This is a genomic window from Pseudomonas azerbaijanorientalis (assembly GCF_019139795.1).
In the GTDB taxonomy this organism is placed as follows: Bacteria; Pseudomonadota; Gammaproteobacteria; order Pseudomonadales; family Pseudomonadaceae; genus Aquipseudomonas; species Aquipseudomonas laurylsulfatiphila.
Window position 1 is genome coordinate 4,165,937 of record NZ_CP077078.1, and the last position, 17,181, is coordinate 4,183,117.

Here is a 17,181-nt window from a genome sequence, read left to right on the forward strand (position 1 = left end):
CGCGTCCTTTTTCAAGACACTCATTGAATCCCTATGCGTGATCCAGCCCCTTCTGACACACAAAAGAAGCGCGTCATTGTCGGCATGTCCGGCGGCGTGGACTCTTCCGTTTCCGCCCTCCTGCTGATCGAGCAGGGCTATGAGGTGGAAGGCCTGTTCATGAAGAACTGGGAAGAAGACGATGGAACGGAATACTGCACCGCCATGGATGACCTGGCGGACGCCCAGGCCGTGTGCGACAAGATCGGCATCAAGCTGCACACCGCCAACTTCGCCGCCGAGTACTGGGACAATGTGTTCGAGCACTTCCTGGCCGAATACAAGGCCGGACGCACGCCGAACCCGGACATCCTGTGCAACCGCGAAATCAAGTTCAAGGCGTTCCTCGACTACGCCATGATGCTTGGCGCCGACCTGATCGCCACCGGCCACTACGTGCGTCGCCGCGACATCGATGGTCGCACCGAACTGCTCAAGGGCCTGGATCCGAACAAGGACCAGAGCTACTTCCTGCACGCCGTCGGCGGCGAACAGATCGCCAAGACCCTGTTCCCGGTCGGCGAGCTGGAAAAACCGCAAGTGCGCGCGATTGCCGAAAAGTACGAGCTGGCAACCGCGAAGAAGAAGGACTCCACCGGGATCTGCTTTATCGGCGAGCGCCGTTTCAGCGATTTCCTCAAACAGTACCTGCCGGCACAACCGGGCGAGATCAAGACCACCGAAGGTGAAATCATCGGCCGTCATCATGGCCTGATGTATCACACCATCGGCCAGCGCCAGGGCCTGGGCATCGGCGGCCTGAAAGACGCCAGCGACGAGCCGTGGTACGTGCTGATCAAGGACCTGGAGCACAACGAGCTGATCGTTGGCCAGGGCAATGACCACCCGTGGCTGTTCTCCCGCGCCCTGCTCGCTTCCGATATCTACTGGGTCAACCCGATCGACTTGAGCCAGCCACGCAAGCTGACCGCCAAGGTTCGTTATCGTCAGAGCGACCAGCCCTGCACCCTGGAAAAAACCGCCACCGGTTATCGCGCGACCTTCGATGACCCGCAACGCGCGGTCACTCCGGGCCAGTCCGTGGTGTTCTACGACGGTGAGATCTGCCTCGGCGGCGGCGTGATTGAAGTAGCCGAGCCGTGGACGAGCAAGGGCCAGGCCCTATGAACCCGATTCAGGAGCAACTGACAGCACTGGGCGGCGTGTTTCTCGCCGCCGTGCTGGTGGACAGGATTGCCAAGAGCGGCCAGACCAACGAGGCCGGCCTGAGCTGCATGCTCGGCAGCCTGCTGATCCGCGACCCCAAGGACACCCTGGAAGTCTATGGCGGCGATGACATCAACCTGCGCGAAGGCTATCGCGCCCTGATCGGCGCCCTTGAGCGCGACCCAAGCACCCTGCAGCGCGAGCCACTGCGCTACGCCCTGGCAATGCTCGGTCTTGAGCGCCAACTGGCCAAGCGCGAGGACATGCTCGAGGTGATCGGCAAGCGGTTGCCGCAGATCCAGTCCCAGGTCGAACACTTCGGCCCGGCACACGAAAACGTGATCGCCGCCTGCGGCGCGCTGTACCAGGATACTTTGAGCACCCTGCGCCAACGTATCCAGGTGCACGGCGACATGCGCAACCTGCAACAACCGAGCAACGCCTCGAAAATTCGTGCCCTGCTGCTGGCCGGCATCCGTTCTGCACGCCTGTGGCGGCAATTGGGCGGTCATCGCTGGCAGCTGGTGATCAGCCGTCGCAAATTGCTCAAAGAGCTTTACCCCTTGATGCGTAACGAATAACCCGCATCGACAGAACAGAACTTAGCAATACGCGTAATACGCCGGTCAGTTGGCGACGGACCGGCGGATTTTTTCATGTATGATACGCGCCCCATTTCGTTGCCCGACTGTCCGAGAACACCCCATGCAGCTCTCTTCGCTCACTGCGGTTTCCCCTGTTGACGGCCGCTACGCCGGCAAAACCCAGGCCCTGCGCCCAATTTTCAGCGAGTACGGCCTGATCCGTGCCCGCGTTCTGGTTGAAGTGCGCTGGCTCCAGCGCCTGGCCGCTCACCCTGCCATCAGCGAAGTGCCGGCGTTCTCCGCCGAAGCCAACGCTGTGCTCAACGCCCTGGCGGAAAACTTCTCTCTGGAGCACGCCGAGCGCGTCAAAGAGATCGAGCGCACCACCAACCACGACGTCAAGGCCATCGAATACCTGCTCAAAGAGCAAGCGGCCAAGCTGCCGGAGCTGGCCAAGGTCAGCGAGTTCATCCACTTTGCCTGCACCAGCGAGGACATCAACAACCTGTCCCACGCCCTGATGCTGCGCGAAGGCCGTGATGACGTGATGCTGCCGCTGATGCGCCAGACCGCCAACGCCATCCGCGAACTGGCCATCCGCTTCGCCGACGTGCCAATGCTGTCGCGCACCCACGGTCAGCCGGCCTCGCCGACCACCCTGGGCAAAGAACTGGCGAACGTGGTTTACCGTCTGGAGCGCCAGATCGCTCAAGTCGCTGCCGTACCGCTGCTGGGCAAGATCAACGGCGCCGTCGGCAACTACAACGCCCACCTGTCGGCCTACCCTGAGATCGACTGGGAAGCCAATGCCCGCGCCTTCATCGAAGACGAACTGGGCCTGGGTTTCAACCCGTACACCACGCAGATCGAACCGCACGACTACATTGCCGAACTGTTCGACGCGATCGCCCGCTTCAACACCATCCTGATCGACTTCGACCGCGACATCTGGGGCTACATCTCCCTGGGTTACTTCAAACAGCGCACCATCGCTGGCGAAATCGGTTCGTCGACCATGCCGCACAAGGTCAACCCGATCGACTTCGAAAACTCCGAAGGCAACCTGGGCATCGCCAACGCACTGTTCCAGCACCTGGCGAGCAAGCTGCCGATCTCCCGCTGGCAGCGCGACCTGACCGACTCCACCGTACTGCGCAACCTCGGCGTCGGCTTCGCCCACAGCGTGATCGCGTACGAAGCCAGCCTCAAGGGCATCAGCAAGCTTGAGCTCAACGAGCAGAAGATTGCCGCTGACCTGGACGCTTGCTGGGAAGTATTGGCCGAGCCAATCCAGACCGTAATGCGTCGCTACAACATCGAAAACCCGTACGAAAAACTGAAAGAATTGACGCGCGGCAAGGGCATCAGCCCTGAAGCGCTGCAGACTTTCATCGACGGCCTGGACATGCCAGCCGCCGCCAAGGCCGAGCTGAAACTGCTCACCCCGGCGAACTACATCGGCAATGCTGTGGAACAAGCCAGACGCATCTGATCGATCGCTAGACCCTTTGAAGACGCCCGGCCGCGCCGGGCGTTTTTATTCCCGTCTGAAAAGTGCATTTTTTCAATAGGTTACACATGAATCCTGATATTCCTCTTCAACTTCTGGGCGGCATCACGGCACGGGAATTCCTGCGCGATTACTGGCAGAAAAAGCCGCTGTTGATCCGCCAGGCGATTCCTGATTTCGAAAGCCCGATCGACGCCGACGAACTGGCCGGCCTGGCGCTGGAAGAAGAAGTCGAATCGCGCCTGATCATCGAGAATGGCGAGCGTCCATGGGAGTTGCGTCGCGGCCCGTTCGCCGAAGATGAATTCAGCAAGCTGCCTGAACGTGACTGGACCCTGCTGGTTCAGGCCGTGGATCAATTCGTCCCGGAAGTCAGCGAACTGCTGGAAAATTTCCGCTTCCTGCCGAGCTGGCGCATCGACGACGTGATGATCAGCTACGCCGCACCAGGCGGCAGCGTGGGTCCGCACTTCGACAACTACGACGTGTTCCTGCTGCAAGGCCACGGCAAGCGCAACTGGAAGATCGGCCAGATGTGCAACACCGAGAGCCCGATGCTGGCCCACGCCGACCTGCGCATCCTCTCCGAATTCGAAGCCACCGATGAATGGGTGCTTGAACCGGGCGACATGCTCTACCTGCCGCCGCGCCTGGCCCACTGCGGCGTCGCCGTGGATGACTGCATGACCTACTCGGTCGGCTTTCGCGCGCCGAGCGCCGCTGAAGTGCTGACCCACTTCACTGACTTCCTCAGCCAGTTCCTGTCGGACGAAGAACGCTACACCGACGCCGACGCCTTGCCGACTGCCGATCCTCACCAGATCCAGCGCGATGCACTCGACCGCCTCAAAGGCCTGCTGGCCGAGCACATGAGCGACGAGCGCCTGCTGCTGACCTGGTTCGGCCAGTTCATGACCGAGCCACGCTACCCGGAACTGGTGGTGGGTCCGGAAGACGTCGAAGAAGAGGACTTCATGTCCGCCCTGGAGCAAGGCGCGATCCTGATTCGCAACCCGAGCGCGCGCCTGGCATGGTCCGAAGTCGATGACGACCTGCTGCTGTTCGCCAGCGGCCAGAGCCGCTACCTGCCGGGCAAACTGCGCGAACTGCTGAAGATGATCTGCGCCGCCGACGCGCTGCACGCCGACAACCTCGGCGAATGGTTGAGCGATGAAGACGGCCGCGGCCTGTTGTGCGAACTGGTCAAGCAAGGAAGCCTGGGGTTTGCCGATGAATAAGATTCACGTACGTGTCGCAGACTGGCAAAAGGACAACGCCGAGATTCGGCGCATTCGTGAAGCGGTGTTCGTTGCCGAGCAATCCGTTCCGCCAGAACTGGAATGGGACGCCGATGACATTGATGCAGTGCATTTCCTCGCTTACGAAGGCGACTTTCCAATCGGTACCGCCCGCCTGTTGCCCGATGGACATGTCGGCCGGGTGTCGGTACTCAAGGACTGGCGCGGCCTGAAAGTCGGCGATGCGCTGATGCAAGCGGTCATCGGCGAAGCCGAAGAGCGCGGACTCAAGCAGCAGATGCTCAGCGCCCAGGTACAAGCCACGGCGTTCTATGAGCGCCTGGGCTTTAACCTGGTCAGTGAGGAGTTCCTGGAAGCCGGGATTCCGCATGTGGACATGGTTCGGCATTCGGCCTGAGACCGAGTCGCCTACATCGCGAGCAAGCTCGCTCCCACAATAGATTTGTGAGTTGCTGAAGATTCTGGCAACACCATCGATCCCTGTGGGAGCGAGCTTGCTCGCGATAGCAGCCTCAAGAACACCACAAAACGCCCTGACATCACACGATGCCGGGGCGTTTTGCTGTCCAGGATTCAACTAGCGCCACTACAGGCCGACAAACTGGCAATATCAACACATGCACCTGTAGGAGCGAGCTTGCTCGCGATGCACCTGAGAGCGCCGCGGGGTGTCAGGCTTCACGCATTATCGTTCACGACCATCGCGAGCAAGCTCGCTCCTACACAAATCACAAAGCCGGAGATAACGGATATGTCCCTACGCCCCCTGCTCAGCACCCTGCTGGTAGCCTGCAGTTTTTCGGTCATGGCAGCCACCGAAATCGTGCCCCTGAACTACCGCACCAGCGCCGATCTTCTGCCGGTGGCGCAGGACTTCATCGGTAAGGATGGACAGGTCAGCGCCTACGGCAATCAACTCATCGTCAACGCCGATCAGCGCAAGATCGACGAACTTAAGGCCCTTCTTTCCCAACTCGATACGACACCCAAGCGCCTGCTGATCACTGTCGACACCAGCGACAACAACTTCCAGGGTGACCAGGGTTATTCGGTGAACGGCGCCAAGCCAGCCCAGACCCGCATCATCAACTACAGCACCGACAGCCGTGACGGCGGAATTCAGCAAGTGCAGGCCAGCGAAGGCACACCGGCGCTGATCCAGGTCGGCCAGAGCGTGCCCCTGACCAGTTCGCAGACCGATGGCTATGGCGACCTGCGCAGCCAGACCGAATACCGCAACGTCACCCAGGGCTTTTACGTCACCGCAAACGTCACCGGCGACATCGTTCACCTCTCGATCAGCACCAATCGTGACCGCATGAGCCAGGAACGTCCCGATGTAGTGAACGTACAAAGTACCGACACAACCGTCACCGGCCACCTCGGTGAGTGGATCCTGCTGGCCGGGGTCAATGGCCAGACCCAGGCCGACAAACAGGGCCAGACCCGCAGCTACTCAACCCAGAGCCGCAACGACATGACTTTGCGGGTGAAAGTCGACACCTTGGACTAAATCACCAAAAACTGACTGACGAGTCGTATTAGACCAAAGATGTAGTGCTTGAAAAAAAGCACTACAAAACGTTTGACGGGCCAAAAAAGCGAAGGCATGATGGCCTCGCTCCCGCTAATCAGGGGCCCTGGCAAGGGCCTTCGAGGCGACGTTCGCACCTACCCCGCGAACCGCTTCGTGTCTGTACCGCCCACAAGGTGTGTTTGACGAGGTTGTCGACTGGAACGAAGTTGTCCCGAGGGACGGAAGCGTAATAGGTAACCCGGCACCACACTGATGTTCGTACCAAGGCCCACGACGCCCGAATGCGCCCGCAGTTCGCCTTTACCTGCTCACTTCCCCTCGAGCCCGTCGTTCATCCCGTCGCCCTCCCCGCCGAATCCGACTTGACCGCTTAAGCTTCTGGTCAGCGAGCGCAGGAATTTTCCACCGCAGAACAACTTTTCATAAAGACGCGACGAGGTTTATCTCCCATGGCACTGACACGCGAACAGCAAATTGCAGCCCTCGAAAAAGACTGGGCTGAAAACCCGCGCTGGAAAGGCGTGACACGCACTTACTCCGCTGCTGACGTCGTCCGCCTGCGTGGCTCGGTTCAACCTGAGCACACCTTTGCAAAAATGGGCGCCGAGAAGCTGTGGAACCTGGTCACCCAGGGTGCCAAGCCAGCCTTCCGTCCTGAGAAAGATTTCGTCAACTGCATGGGCGCCCTGACCGGCGGCCAGGCTGTGCAACAAGTCAAAGCCGGTATCCAGGCGATCTACCTGTCGGGCTGGCAGGTTGCTGCGGACAACAACTCCGCCGAATCGATGTACCCGGACCAGTCGCTGTACCCGGTGGACTCGGTTCCAACCGTGGTCAAGCGCATCAACAACTCGTTCCGTCGTGCCGACCAGATCCAGTGGAAAGCCGGCAAGAACCCTGGCGACGCTGGCTACATCGACTACTTCGCACCGATCGTGGCTGACGCCGAAGCCGGTTTCGGCGGCGTACTGAACGCCTACGAGCTGATGAAAAGCATGATCGAAGCAGGCGCCGCCGGCGTTCACTTCGAAGACCAGCTGGCTTCCGTGAAGAAATGCGGCCACATGGGCGGCAAGGTACTGGTTCCTACCCAGGAAGCCGTGCAGAAGCTGACCGCTGCCCGCCTGGCAGCTGACGTCGCCGGTACTCCGACCATCATCCTGGCTCGTACCGACGCCAACGCCGCTGACCTGCTGACTTCCGACTGCGACCCGTACGACCAGCCATTCGTAACCGGCGAACGTACCCAGGAAGGCTTCTACAAAGTGCGCGCCGGTCTGGACCAGGCCATCGCTCGCGGCCTGGCCTACGCTCCGTACGCCGACCTGATCTGGTGCGAAACCGCCAAGCCGGACCTGGACGAGGCTCGTCGCTTCGCTGAAGCGATCAAGAAGGAATACCCGGACCAACTGCTGTCGTACAACTGCTCGCCTTCCTTCAACTGGAAGAAAAACCTGGACGACGCGACCATCGCCAAGTTCCAGCGCGAACTGTCCGCCATGGGCTACAAGCACCAGTTCATCACCCTGGCCGGCATTCACAACATGTGGCACAGCATGTTCAACCTGGCGCACGACTACGCCCGCAACGACATGACTGCCTACGTGAAGCTGCAAGAGCAGGAATTCGCTGACGCCGCCAAGGGTTACACCTTCGTGGCCCACCAGCAGGAAGTGGGCACCGGCTACTTCGACGACATGACCACCGTGATCCAGGGTGGCTCGTCTTCGGTAACCGCACTGACCGGTTCGACTGAAGAAGAACAGTTCCACTGATCTGCTTCTTGAGTAAACAGCCGCTGCGGACACGATAGAAAGCTAACCGCAACGCTGCACATCTGACGCCCCGACCGCCTGGTTCGGGGCGTTTTTTTGCCTGCGACTCAATGCCCCCCCCTGTAGGAGCGAGCCTGCTCGCGATGAACCTGAGGACACCGCGGGTTTTCAGGCCTCCTGCGTCATCGTTGACCACCATCGCGAGCGGGCTCGCTCCTACAGGTGATGCTGGTGACCATGGAAACATTGATCCAGAGCGCTATCACTGTCAGAAAAATCCGCTAAAACGCTCACCGTCGCTACTTGCAGTAACGCCCATATAAGACAACTTCCCGAGCATCTGAAGGATAAGCAGATTAAAAACCAAGCCAAACAATATTGATTATCATTTAGCTGCAACTATGTTCGTTACATTCCCTACAAAACATAATTGACGAAATGTCCGCTAATGCCCGTAACGCATGGGCTGCAGGGCCTTTATGGCTCGCTATGTCCTTATTCCTATAAATAATTTCGCTATGGGAATTTTACTTGCCGGGTGTTTAGCCATAAAATCAGCGGGATTGATTGCTGCGACATATCGTCACTGCTTTTGTTTCTATTCAAGCTCAGAGACCTTTGCTCTCTGTTAAGGATTACCAGCATGCCCGAAGCGACAGGACTCATGGCCCACAACTGGGGCTTTGCCATTTTCCTTCTAGGCGTCGTCGGCCTCTGTGCCTTCATGCTGGGCGTCTCCAGCCTCCTCGGGTCAAAAGCCTGGGGCCGCAGCAAAAACGAACCGTTCGAGTCCGGCATGCTACCTACAGGTGGCGCCCGCTTGCGGCTCTCAGCCAAATTCTATCTGGTCGCGATGCTCTTCGTGATCTTCGATATCGAAGCCCTCTTTCTCTTTGCATGGTCTGTGTCCGTCCGCGAAAGCGGCTGGACCGGATTCGTCGAAGCTCTCGTTTTCATAGCAATTCTGTTGGCAGGCCTTGTCTACCTATTCCGAGTGGGCGCCCTTGACTGGGCTCCGGAAGCTCGGCGCAAGCGGCAAGCGAAGCTGAAACAATGAGGCTTTGGCAATGCAATACAATCTCACCAGGATCGACCCCGATGCTCCTAACGAGCAGTATCCGATTGGCCAGCGGGAAACCGTTTCCGATCCGTTAGAAGATCAAGTCCACAAAAACATTTTCATGGGCAAGCTCGAAGACGTGCTCAACGGCACGATCAACTGGGGGCGCAAGAACTCCCTGTGGCCGTATAACTTCGGTCTTTCGTGCTGCTACGTGGAAATGACCACCGCCTTCACGGCGCCCCACGACATCGCGCGCTTTGGCGCCGAGGTTATCCGGGCATCGCCGCGCCAGGCGGATTTCATGGTTATCGCCGGTACCTGCTTCATCAAGATGGCGCCGATCATTCAGCGTCTCTACGAGCAAATGCTCGAGCCTAAATGGGTTATTTCCATGGGTTCGTGTGCCAACTCCGGTGGCATGTACGACATCTACTCCGTCGTTCAAGGGGTGGACAAGTTCCTGCCCGTGGACGTCTACGTGCCTGGCTGCCCGCCCCGCCCTGAAGCTTTCCTGCAAGGCCTGATGCTGTTGCAGGAGTCGATTGGCCAGGAGCGTCGCCCACTTTCCTGGGTCGTTGGCGATCAAGGCGTGTATCGCGCCGAGATGCCTTCCGAGAAGGAAAAGCGCCGCGAACAGCGTATTCAGGTAACCAACCTGCGCAGCCCCGACGAAGTCTGATCCAGATCTGCTTCTTATATAGAACGAGAACCTGGCTTCATTCTTTACGTTGACCGAAAGCGATAAATAACCATGACTACAGGCAGTGCTCTGTACATCCCGCCTTACAAGGCAGACGACCAGGATGTGGTCGTCGAACTGAACAACCGTTTTGGCCCGGAGGCGTTCACCGCCCAGCCTACCCGCACCGGCATGCCGGTGCTTTGGGTTGCCCGCGCCAAACTCGTCGAAGTCCTGACTTTCCTGCGTAACCTGCCCAAGCCGTACGTCATGCTCTATGACCTGCACGGCGTGGACGAGCGTCTGCGTACCAAGCGTCAAGGGCTGCCGAACGGCGTCGACTTCTCCGTGTTCTACCACTTGATGTCGATCGAACGTAATAGTGACGTAATGATCAAGGTCGCCTTGTCCGAGAGCGACCTCAGCCTGCCGACCGTCACCAGCATCTGGCCGAACGCCAACTGGTACGAGCGTGAAGTCTGGGACATGTACGGCATCGACTTCAAAGGCCACCCGCACCTGTCGCGCATCATGATGCCGCCGACCTGGGAAGGTCACCCGCTGCGCAAGGACTTCCCGGCCCGCGCCACCGAGTTCGACCCGTTCACCCTGAACCTGGCCAAGCAGCAGCTCGAAGAAGAGTCTGCGCGCTTCAAGCCGGAAGACTGGGGCATGAAACGCTCCGGCCCGAACGAGGACTACATGTTCCTCAACCTCGGCCCGAACCACCCTTCGGCGCACGGTGCATTCCGCATCATCCTGCAGCTGGACGGTGAAGAGATCGTCGATTGCGTACCGGACATCGGCTACCACCACCGTGGCGCCGAGAAGATGGCCGAGCGTCAGTCGTGGCACAGCTTCATCCCGTACACCGACCGTATCGACTACCTCGGCGGCGTGATGAACAACCTGCCGTACGTGCTCTCGGTCGAGAAGCTGGCCGGCATCAAGGTGCCCGAGAAGGTCGATGTCATCCGCATCATGATGGCCGAGTTCTTCCGGATCACCAGCCACCTGCTGTTCCTGGGTACCTACATCCAGGACGTCGGCGCCATGACTCCGGTGTTCTTCACCTTCACCGACCGCCAGCGCGCGTACACGGTGATCGAGGCCATTACCGGTTTCCGCCTGCACCCGGCCTGGTACCGCATCGGCGGCGTCGCCCACGACCTGCCGCGCGGCTGGGAAAAACTGGTCAAGGACTTCGTCGAGTGGATGCCCAAGCGTCTGGACGAATACCAGAAAGCCGCCCTGGACAATAGCATCCTGCGTGGCCGGACCATCGGCGTCGCCGACTACAACACCAAAGAGGCCCTGGAATGGGGCGTCACCGGTGCTGGTCTGCGTTCGACCGGTTGCGATTTCGACCTGCGTAAAGCGCGCCCGTACTCGGGCTACGAGAACTTCGAGTTCGAAGTGCCGCTGGCCGCCAATGGCGATGCCTACGACCGCTGCATCGTGCGTGTCGAGGAGATGCGCCAGAGCATCAGGATCATCGACCAGTGCCTGCGCAACATGCCGGAAGGCCCGTACAAGGCGGATCACCCGCTGACCACGCCGCCGCCGAAAGAGCGCACCCTGCAGCACATCGAAACCTTGATCACGCACTTCCTGCAGGTTTCGTGGGGCCCGGTCATGCCGGCCAACGAATCCTTCCAGATGATTGAAGCGACCAAGGGCATCAACAGTTATTACCTGACGAGCGATGGCGGCACCATGAGCTACCGCACCCGGATTCGCACCCCAAGCTTCCCGCACCTGCAGCAGATCCCTTCGGTGATCAAAGGCAGCATGGTCGCGGACTTGATCGCGTACCTGGGTAGTATCGATTTCGTTATGGCCGACGTGGACCGCTAAGCATGAACAGCACGCTTATCCAGACAGACCGTTTCACCTTGAGTGAAACCGAGCGCTCGGCCATCGAGCACGAGTTGCATCACTACGAAGACCCGCGCGCGGCGTCGATCGAAGCCCTGAAGATCGTCCAGAAGGAACGTGGCTGGGTGCCGGACGGCGCCCTGTACGCCATCGGCGAGATCCTCGGCATCCCGGCCAGCGACGTTGAAGGCGTGGCGACGTTCTACAGCCAGATCTTCCGTCAGCCGGTCGGCCGCCACATCATTCGCGTCTGCGACAGCATGGTCTGCTACATCGGCGGCCACGAGTCCGTGGTCAGCGAAATCCAGAGCAAGCTCGGCATCGGCCTGGGTCAGACCACCGCCGACGGTCGTTTCACCCTGCTGCCGGTCTGCTGCCTCGGCAACTGCGACAAGGCACCAGCCTTGATGATCGACGACGACACTTTCGGTGATGTGCAGCCAGCAGGCGTTGCCAAATTGCTCGAGGGCTACGTATGACCCTGACTTCCTTCGGTCCAGCCAACCGCATCAAGCGTTCGGCCGAGACTCACCCGCTCACCTGGCGACTGCGCGATGACGGCGAAGCGGTATGGCTCGACGAGTACCAGGCCAAGAACGGTTACGCAGCTGCGCGCAAGGCCTTCGCCGACATGGCCCAGGACGACATCGTCCAGACCGTGAAAGATTCCGGCCTCAAGGGTCGCGGCGGTGCAGGCTTCCCCACGGGCGTGAAGTGGGGCCTGATGCCCAAGGACGAATCCATCAACATCCGCTACCTGCTGTGCAACGCGGATGAAATGGAGCCGAACACCTGGAAAGACCGCATGCTGATGGAGCAACTGCCCCATCTGCTGATCGAAGGCATGCTGATCAGTGCCCGCGCACTGAAAACCTACCGCGGCTACATCTTCCTGCGTGGCGAATACACCACCGCCGCCAAGCACCTGAACCGTGCCGTGGAAGAAGCCAAGGCAGCAGGCCTGCTGGGTAAAAACATCCTGGGCAGCGGTTTCGATTTCGAGCTGTTCGTCCACACCGGTGCCGGGCGTTATATCTGCGGTGAAGAAACCGCACTGATCAACTCCCTGGAAGGCCGCCGCGCCAACCCGCGCTCCAAGCCGCCCTTCCCTGCCGCCGTTGGCGTGTGGGGCAAGCCGACTTGCGTGAACAACGTCGAGACCCTGTGCAACGTGCCGGCAATCATTGCCGATGGCGTGGACTGGTACAAATCGTTGGCTCGCGAAGGTAGCGAAGACATGGGCACCAAGCTCATGGGCTTCTCCGGCAAGGTCAAGAACCCGGGCCTGTGGGAATTGCCGTTCGGCGTCACCGGTCGCGAGCTGTTCGAAGACTACGCCGGTGGCATGCGCGACGGTTACAAGCTCAAGGCCTGGCAGCCTGGCGGCGCCGGTACCGGCTTCCTGCTGCCGGAACACCTGGACGCACAAATGTACGCCGGCGGCATCGCCAAAGTGGGTACCCGTATGGGTACCGGCCTGGCCATGGCGGTGGACGACAGCGTCAACATGGTGTCCCTGCTGCGCAACATGGAGCAGTTCTTCGCCCGCGAATCCTGTGGCTTCTGCACCCCGTGCCGCGATGGCTTGCCATGGAGCGTCAAGCTCCTGATGGCCATCGAGAACGGTGAAGGCCAGCCAGGCGACATCGAGACCCTGCTGGGTCTGGTCGGTTTCCTCGGCCCGGGCAAGACCTTCTGTGCTCACGCACCGGGCGCCGTGGAGCCGTTGGGCAGCGCAATCAAATACTTCCGCCATGAGTTCGAAGCCGGTATCGCGCCTGTCAGCGCCGCCGTCCCGCCTCTGGCAAGGCCGATCGTAGTCGGCGCGTAACCGCTTAAAAAGGCGAAGGGTCCGTGCCCTTCGCTTTTCGTGTGATGACGCCGTAAGCGGCTGTGTTGATTCACGCGGATAACAAGATTCCATTAGCCACGCCCGCTGACACCGGGCCAACGAAGAACTTTGAACCATGGCCACTATCCACGTAGACGGCAAAGAGCTCGAAGTCGATGGGGCAGACAACCTGTTACAGGCATGTCTGTCGCTAGGCCTCGATATCCCTTATTTCTGCTGGCACCCTGCCCTTGGCAGCGTTGGCGCTTGCCGCCAGTGCGCGGTCAAGCAGTACACCGACGAGAACGACACCCGTGGTCGCATCGTCATGTCCTGCATGACCCCTGCCACCGACAACACCTGGATCTCCATCGAAGATGAAGAGTCCAAGGCGTTCCGCGCCAGTGTTGTTGAATGGCTGATGACCAACCACCCTCACGACTGCCCTGTCTGTGAGGAAGGCGGTCACTGCCACCTGCAAGACATGACGGTAATGACCGGCCACAACGAGCGCCGTTACCGCTTCACCAAGCGTACCCACCAGAACCAGCAACTGGGCCCGTTCATTTCCCACGAAATGAACCGCTGCATCGCTTGCTACCGCTGCGTGCGCTTCTACAAGGACTACGCCGGCGGCACCGATCTGGGTGTATTCGGCGCCCACGACAACGTGTACTTCGGTCGCGTTGAAGACGGCACCCTGGAAAGCGAGTTCTCCGGCAACCTCACCGAGGTCTGCCCGACCGGTGTGTTCACCGACAAGACTCACTCCGAGCGCTACAACCGCAAGTGGGACATGCAGTTCTCGCCGAGCATCTGCCATGGCTGCTCCAGCGGTTGCAACATTTCTCCGGGCGAGCGTTACGGTGAACTGCGCCGCATCGAAAACCGTTTCAACGGTTCGGTGAACCAGTACTTCCTGTGCGACCGTGGCCGTTTCGGCTATGGCTACGTCAACCGTGAAGACCGTCCGCGTCAGCCGCTGCTGGCCAATGGCACCAAGCTGAGCCTCGACGAAGCGCTGGATAAAGCTGCTGATTTGCTGCGCGGTCGCAACATCGTCGGCATCGGTTCGCCACGCGCCAGCCTCGAAAGCAACTACGCGTTGCGCGAACTGGTCGGCGCCGAGCACTTCTATTCGGGTATCGAAGCGTCCGAACTGGAACGCATCCGCCTGGTCCTGCAAGTGCTCAAGGACAGCCCGCTGCCAGTGCCGAACATGCGCGACATCGAAGACCACGACGCCGTGTTCGTCCTCGGTGAAGACCTGACCCAGACCGCTGCGCGCATGGCCCTGTCCCTGCGTCAATCGGTCAAGGGCAAGGCCGAAGACATGGCCGACGCCATGCGCGTCCAGCCTTGGCTCGACGCCGCGGTGAAGAACATTGGCCAGCACGCGCTGAACCCGCTGTTCATCGCCAGCCTGGCTGAAACCAAGCTCGACGACATCGCCGAAGAGTGCGTTCACGCCGCTCCGGACGATCTGGCCCGCATCGGTTTCGCCGTGGCTCACGCCCTCGACGCCAGCGCACCGGCCGTTGAAGGCCTGGACGCTGAAGCCCTCGAACTGGCCAAGCGCATTGCCGACGCCCTGCTCGCGGCCAAGCGCCCACTGATCATCGCCGGTACTTCCCTGGGCTCCAAAGCCCTGATCGAAGCTGCCGCGAACATCGCCAAGGCCCTGAAGCTGCGCGAGAAGAACGGTTCCATCAGCCTGATCGTGCCGGAGGCCAACAGCCTCGGCCTGGCCATGCTCGGTGGCGAATCGGTCGACGCTGCGCTGCAAGCCGTAATCGATGGCAAGGCCGACGCCATCGTCGTGCTGGAAAACGATCTGTACACCCGTACCGACAAAGCCCGTGTCGATGCCGCCCTGACTGCCGCCAAAGTGCTGATCGTCGCCGACCATCAGAAGACTGCCACCAGCGATCGCGCGCACCTGGTGCTGCCAGCCGCCAGCTTTGCTGAAGGCGACGGTACCCTGGTCAGCCAGGAAGGTCGCGCCCAGCGCTTCTTCCAGGTCTTCGATCCGAAGTACATGGACGCGAGCATCCTGGTTCACGAAGGCTGGCGCTGGCTGCATGCCCTGCGCGCCACCCTGCTGAACCAGCCGATCGACTGGACCCAGCTGGACCACGTCACCGCCGCTGTCGCTTCCAGCACACCGGTCCTGAACCGCATTGTCGACGCCGCACCGTCCGCCGCGTTCCGTATCAAGGGCATGAAACTGGCCCGTGAACCGCTGCGCTACTCCGGTCGTACCGCCATGCGCGCCGACATCAGCGTGCACGAACCGCGTACCCCGCAGGACAAGGACACCGCGTTCGCCTTCTCCATGGAAGGTTACTCGGGTTCGGCCGAACCGCGTCAGCAAGTGCCATTCGCCTGGTCTCCGGGCTGGAACTCGCCGCAAGCCTGGAACAAGTTCCAGGACGAAGTCGGTGGTCACATCCGCGCTGGCGACCCGGGCACCCGCCTGATCGAAAGCGCCGGTGACTCGCTGAACTGGTTCGCCAGCGTTCCGCGCGCGTTCAACCCGGCTCCAGGCACCTGGCAGGTCGTGCCGTTCTTCCACCTGTTCGGCAGCGAAGAAAACTCTTCGAAAGCCGCTCCGGTCCAGGAACGCATTCCGGCGGCCTACGTTGCACTGGCCAAGTCCGAAGCCGACCGCCTGGGCGTCAACGACGGTGCCATGCTGAGCCTGAACGTGGCCGGCCAGACCCTGCGTCTGCCGCTGCGCATCAATGAAGAACTGGGCGCAGGCCTGGTGGCATTGCCTGCGGGCATCGCCGGCATTCCGCCAGCGATCTTTGGCAAATCCGTTGACGGTCTGCAGGAGGCAGCTCAATGACCTGGTTCACTCCTGAAGTGATCGACATCATCATCACGGTCCTCAAGGCCGTGGTGATTCTGCTCGCCGTGGTGATCTGCGGCGCCCTGCTGAGCTGGGTCGAACGTCGTTTGCTCGCCCTCTGGCAGGACCGTTACGGTCCGAACCGCGTCGGCCCGTTCGGCGCGTTCCAGATCGCCGCCGACATGATCAAGATGTTCTTCAAGGAAGACTGGACGCCTCCATTCGCCGACAAGATGATCTTCACCCTGGCACCGGTCGTGGCCATGAGCGCACTGCTGATTGCCTTCGCGATCATCCCGATCACTCCGACCTGGGGCGTGGCGGACATCAACATCGGCATCCTGTTCTTCTTCGCCATGGCGGGCCTTTCGGTCTACGCGGTGCTGTTCGCCGGCTGGTCGAGCAACAACAAGTTCGCCCTGCTGGGCAGCTTGCGTGCCTCGGCGCAAACCGTGTCGTATGAAGTGTTCATGGGCCTGTCGCTGATGGGCATCGTGATTCAGGTCGGCTCGTTCAACATGCGCGACATCGTTGAATATCAAGCGCAGAACCTGTGGTTCATCATTCCGCAGATCTTCGGCTTCCTGACCTTCTTCATCGCGGGCGTGGCCGTGACTCACCGTCACCCGTTCGACCAGCCGGAAGCGGAACAGGAACTGGCCGACGGTTACCACATTGAATACGCCGGCATGAAATGGGGCATGTTCTTCGTCGGCGAGTACATCGGCATCGTGTTGATTTCGGCGTTGCTGGTGACCTTGTTCTTCGGTGGCTGGCACGGTCCGTTCGGCCTCCTGCCGCAGATCCCGTTCATCTGGTTCGCACTGAAAACCGCGTTCTTCATCATGATGTTCATCCTGCTGCGCGCTTCGATCCCGCGCCCACGGTATGACCAGGTGATGGATTTCAGCTGGAAGTTCTGCCTGCCGCTGACCCTCGTCAACATGCTGGTGACCGCTGCGATCGTGTTGCTCAACACGCCCGCCGTCGCGGCTCAGTGAGGAT

General features: G+C 60.4%; 14 protein-coding genes. All 14 read left to right on the plus strand.

The features are described from left to right. Nucleotides 1-33 precede the first annotated feature (33 nt). The 14 genes from mnmA to nuoH all read left to right on the plus strand — a co-directional run bounded on the left by mnmA (nt 34) and on the right by nuoH (nt 17,177). Nucleotides 34-1,167, plus strand: coding sequence for a tRNA 2-thiouridine(34) synthase MnmA (gene mnmA, locus KSS91_RS18525; RefSeq protein ID WP_007972086.1), 1,134 nt, complete (start codon nt 34-36; stop codon nt 1,165-1,167). Beyond that, nucleotides 1,164-1,787 carry a high frequency lysogenization protein HflD gene (hflD, locus tag KSS91_RS18530; RefSeq protein WP_015094390.1) on the plus strand — a complete coding sequence of 208 codons (624 nt, stop codon included), beginning with the start codon at nt 1,164-1,166 and terminating at the stop codon, nt 1,785-1,787. Before mnmA ends, hflD begins: the two co-directional genes overlap by 4 nt. A gap of 124 nt (nt 1,788-1,911) precedes the next feature. Further along, nucleotides 1,912-3,282, plus strand: coding sequence for an adenylosuccinate lyase (gene purB / locus KSS91_RS18535; protein ID WP_015094389.1), 1,371 nt, complete (start codon nt 1,912-1,914; stop codon nt 3,280-3,282). Nucleotides 3,283-3,368: 86 nt separating this feature from the next. Continuing rightward, nucleotides 3,369-4,538, plus strand: coding sequence for a ribosomal protein uL16 3-hydroxylase (locus KSS91_RS18540; protein ID WP_007972092.1), 1,170 nt, complete (start codon nt 3,369-3,371; stop codon nt 4,536-4,538). Then, complete coding sequence (locus KSS91_RS18545) at nt 4,531-4,956, plus strand: GNAT family N-acetyltransferase (protein WP_217835703.1); 426 nt, start codon at nt 4,531-4,533, stop codon at nt 4,954-4,956. The genes KSS91_RS18540 and KSS91_RS18545 overlap by 8 nt, the downstream gene beginning before the upstream one ends. A 354-nt stretch (nt 4,957-5,310) precedes the next feature. Next, on the plus strand, nt 5,311-6,072 hold the full coding sequence (locus KSS91_RS18550) for a secretin N-terminal domain-containing protein (protein WP_217835704.1): 762 nt from the start codon (nt 5,311-5,313) through the stop codon (nt 6,070-6,072). 473 nt (nt 6,073-6,545) lie between these two features. Continuing rightward, nucleotides 6,546-7,871: an isocitrate lyase gene (gene aceA, locus KSS91_RS18555; protein WP_007970439.1), complete on the plus strand. Its 1,326-nt coding sequence runs from the start codon at nt 6,546-6,548 to the stop codon at nt 7,869-7,871. 643 nt (nt 7,872-8,514) lie between these two features. After that, nucleotides 8,515-8,928 (plus strand): NADH-quinone oxidoreductase subunit A, encoded by a 414-nt coding sequence (locus KSS91_RS18560; protein ID WP_003223812.1) that lies wholly within the window; start codon nt 8,515-8,517, stop codon nt 8,926-8,928. Between the two features lie 10 nt (nt 8,929-8,938). After that, nucleotides 8,939-9,613, plus strand: coding sequence for a NuoB/complex I 20 kDa subunit family protein (locus KSS91_RS18565; protein WP_007970441.1), 675 nt, complete (start codon nt 8,939-8,941; stop codon nt 9,611-9,613). Between the two features lie 72 nt (nt 9,614-9,685). After that, nucleotides 9,686-11,470, plus strand: coding sequence for an NADH-quinone oxidoreductase subunit C/D (gene nuoC / locus KSS91_RS18570; RefSeq protein WP_008020717.1), 1,785 nt, complete (start codon nt 9,686-9,688; stop codon nt 11,468-11,470). 2 nt (nt 11,471-11,472) lie between these two features. After that, complete coding sequence (nuoE, locus tag KSS91_RS18575) at nt 11,473-11,970, plus strand: NADH-quinone oxidoreductase subunit NuoE (protein WP_008020715.1); 498 nt, start codon at nt 11,473-11,475, stop codon at nt 11,968-11,970. Continuing rightward, nucleotides 11,967-13,322 carry an NADH-quinone oxidoreductase subunit NuoF gene (gene nuoF, locus KSS91_RS18580; RefSeq protein ID WP_057714158.1) on the plus strand — a complete coding sequence of 452 codons (1,356 nt, stop codon included), beginning with the start codon at nt 11,967-11,969 and terminating at the stop codon, nt 13,320-13,322. Before nuoE ends, nuoF begins: the two co-directional genes overlap by 4 nt. A gap of 136 nt (nt 13,323-13,458) precedes the next feature. Next, nucleotides 13,459-16,173 (plus strand): NADH-quinone oxidoreductase subunit NuoG, encoded by a 2,715-nt coding sequence (gene nuoG / locus KSS91_RS18585; RefSeq protein ID WP_217835705.1) that lies wholly within the window; start codon nt 13,459-13,461, stop codon nt 16,171-16,173. Continuing rightward, nucleotides 16,170-17,177 (plus strand): NADH-quinone oxidoreductase subunit NuoH, encoded by a 1,008-nt coding sequence (gene nuoH, locus KSS91_RS18590; protein ID WP_217835706.1) that lies wholly within the window; start codon nt 16,170-16,172, stop codon nt 17,175-17,177. The genes nuoG and nuoH overlap by 4 nt, the downstream gene beginning before the upstream one ends. Nucleotides 17,178-17,181 lie beyond the last annotated feature (4 nt).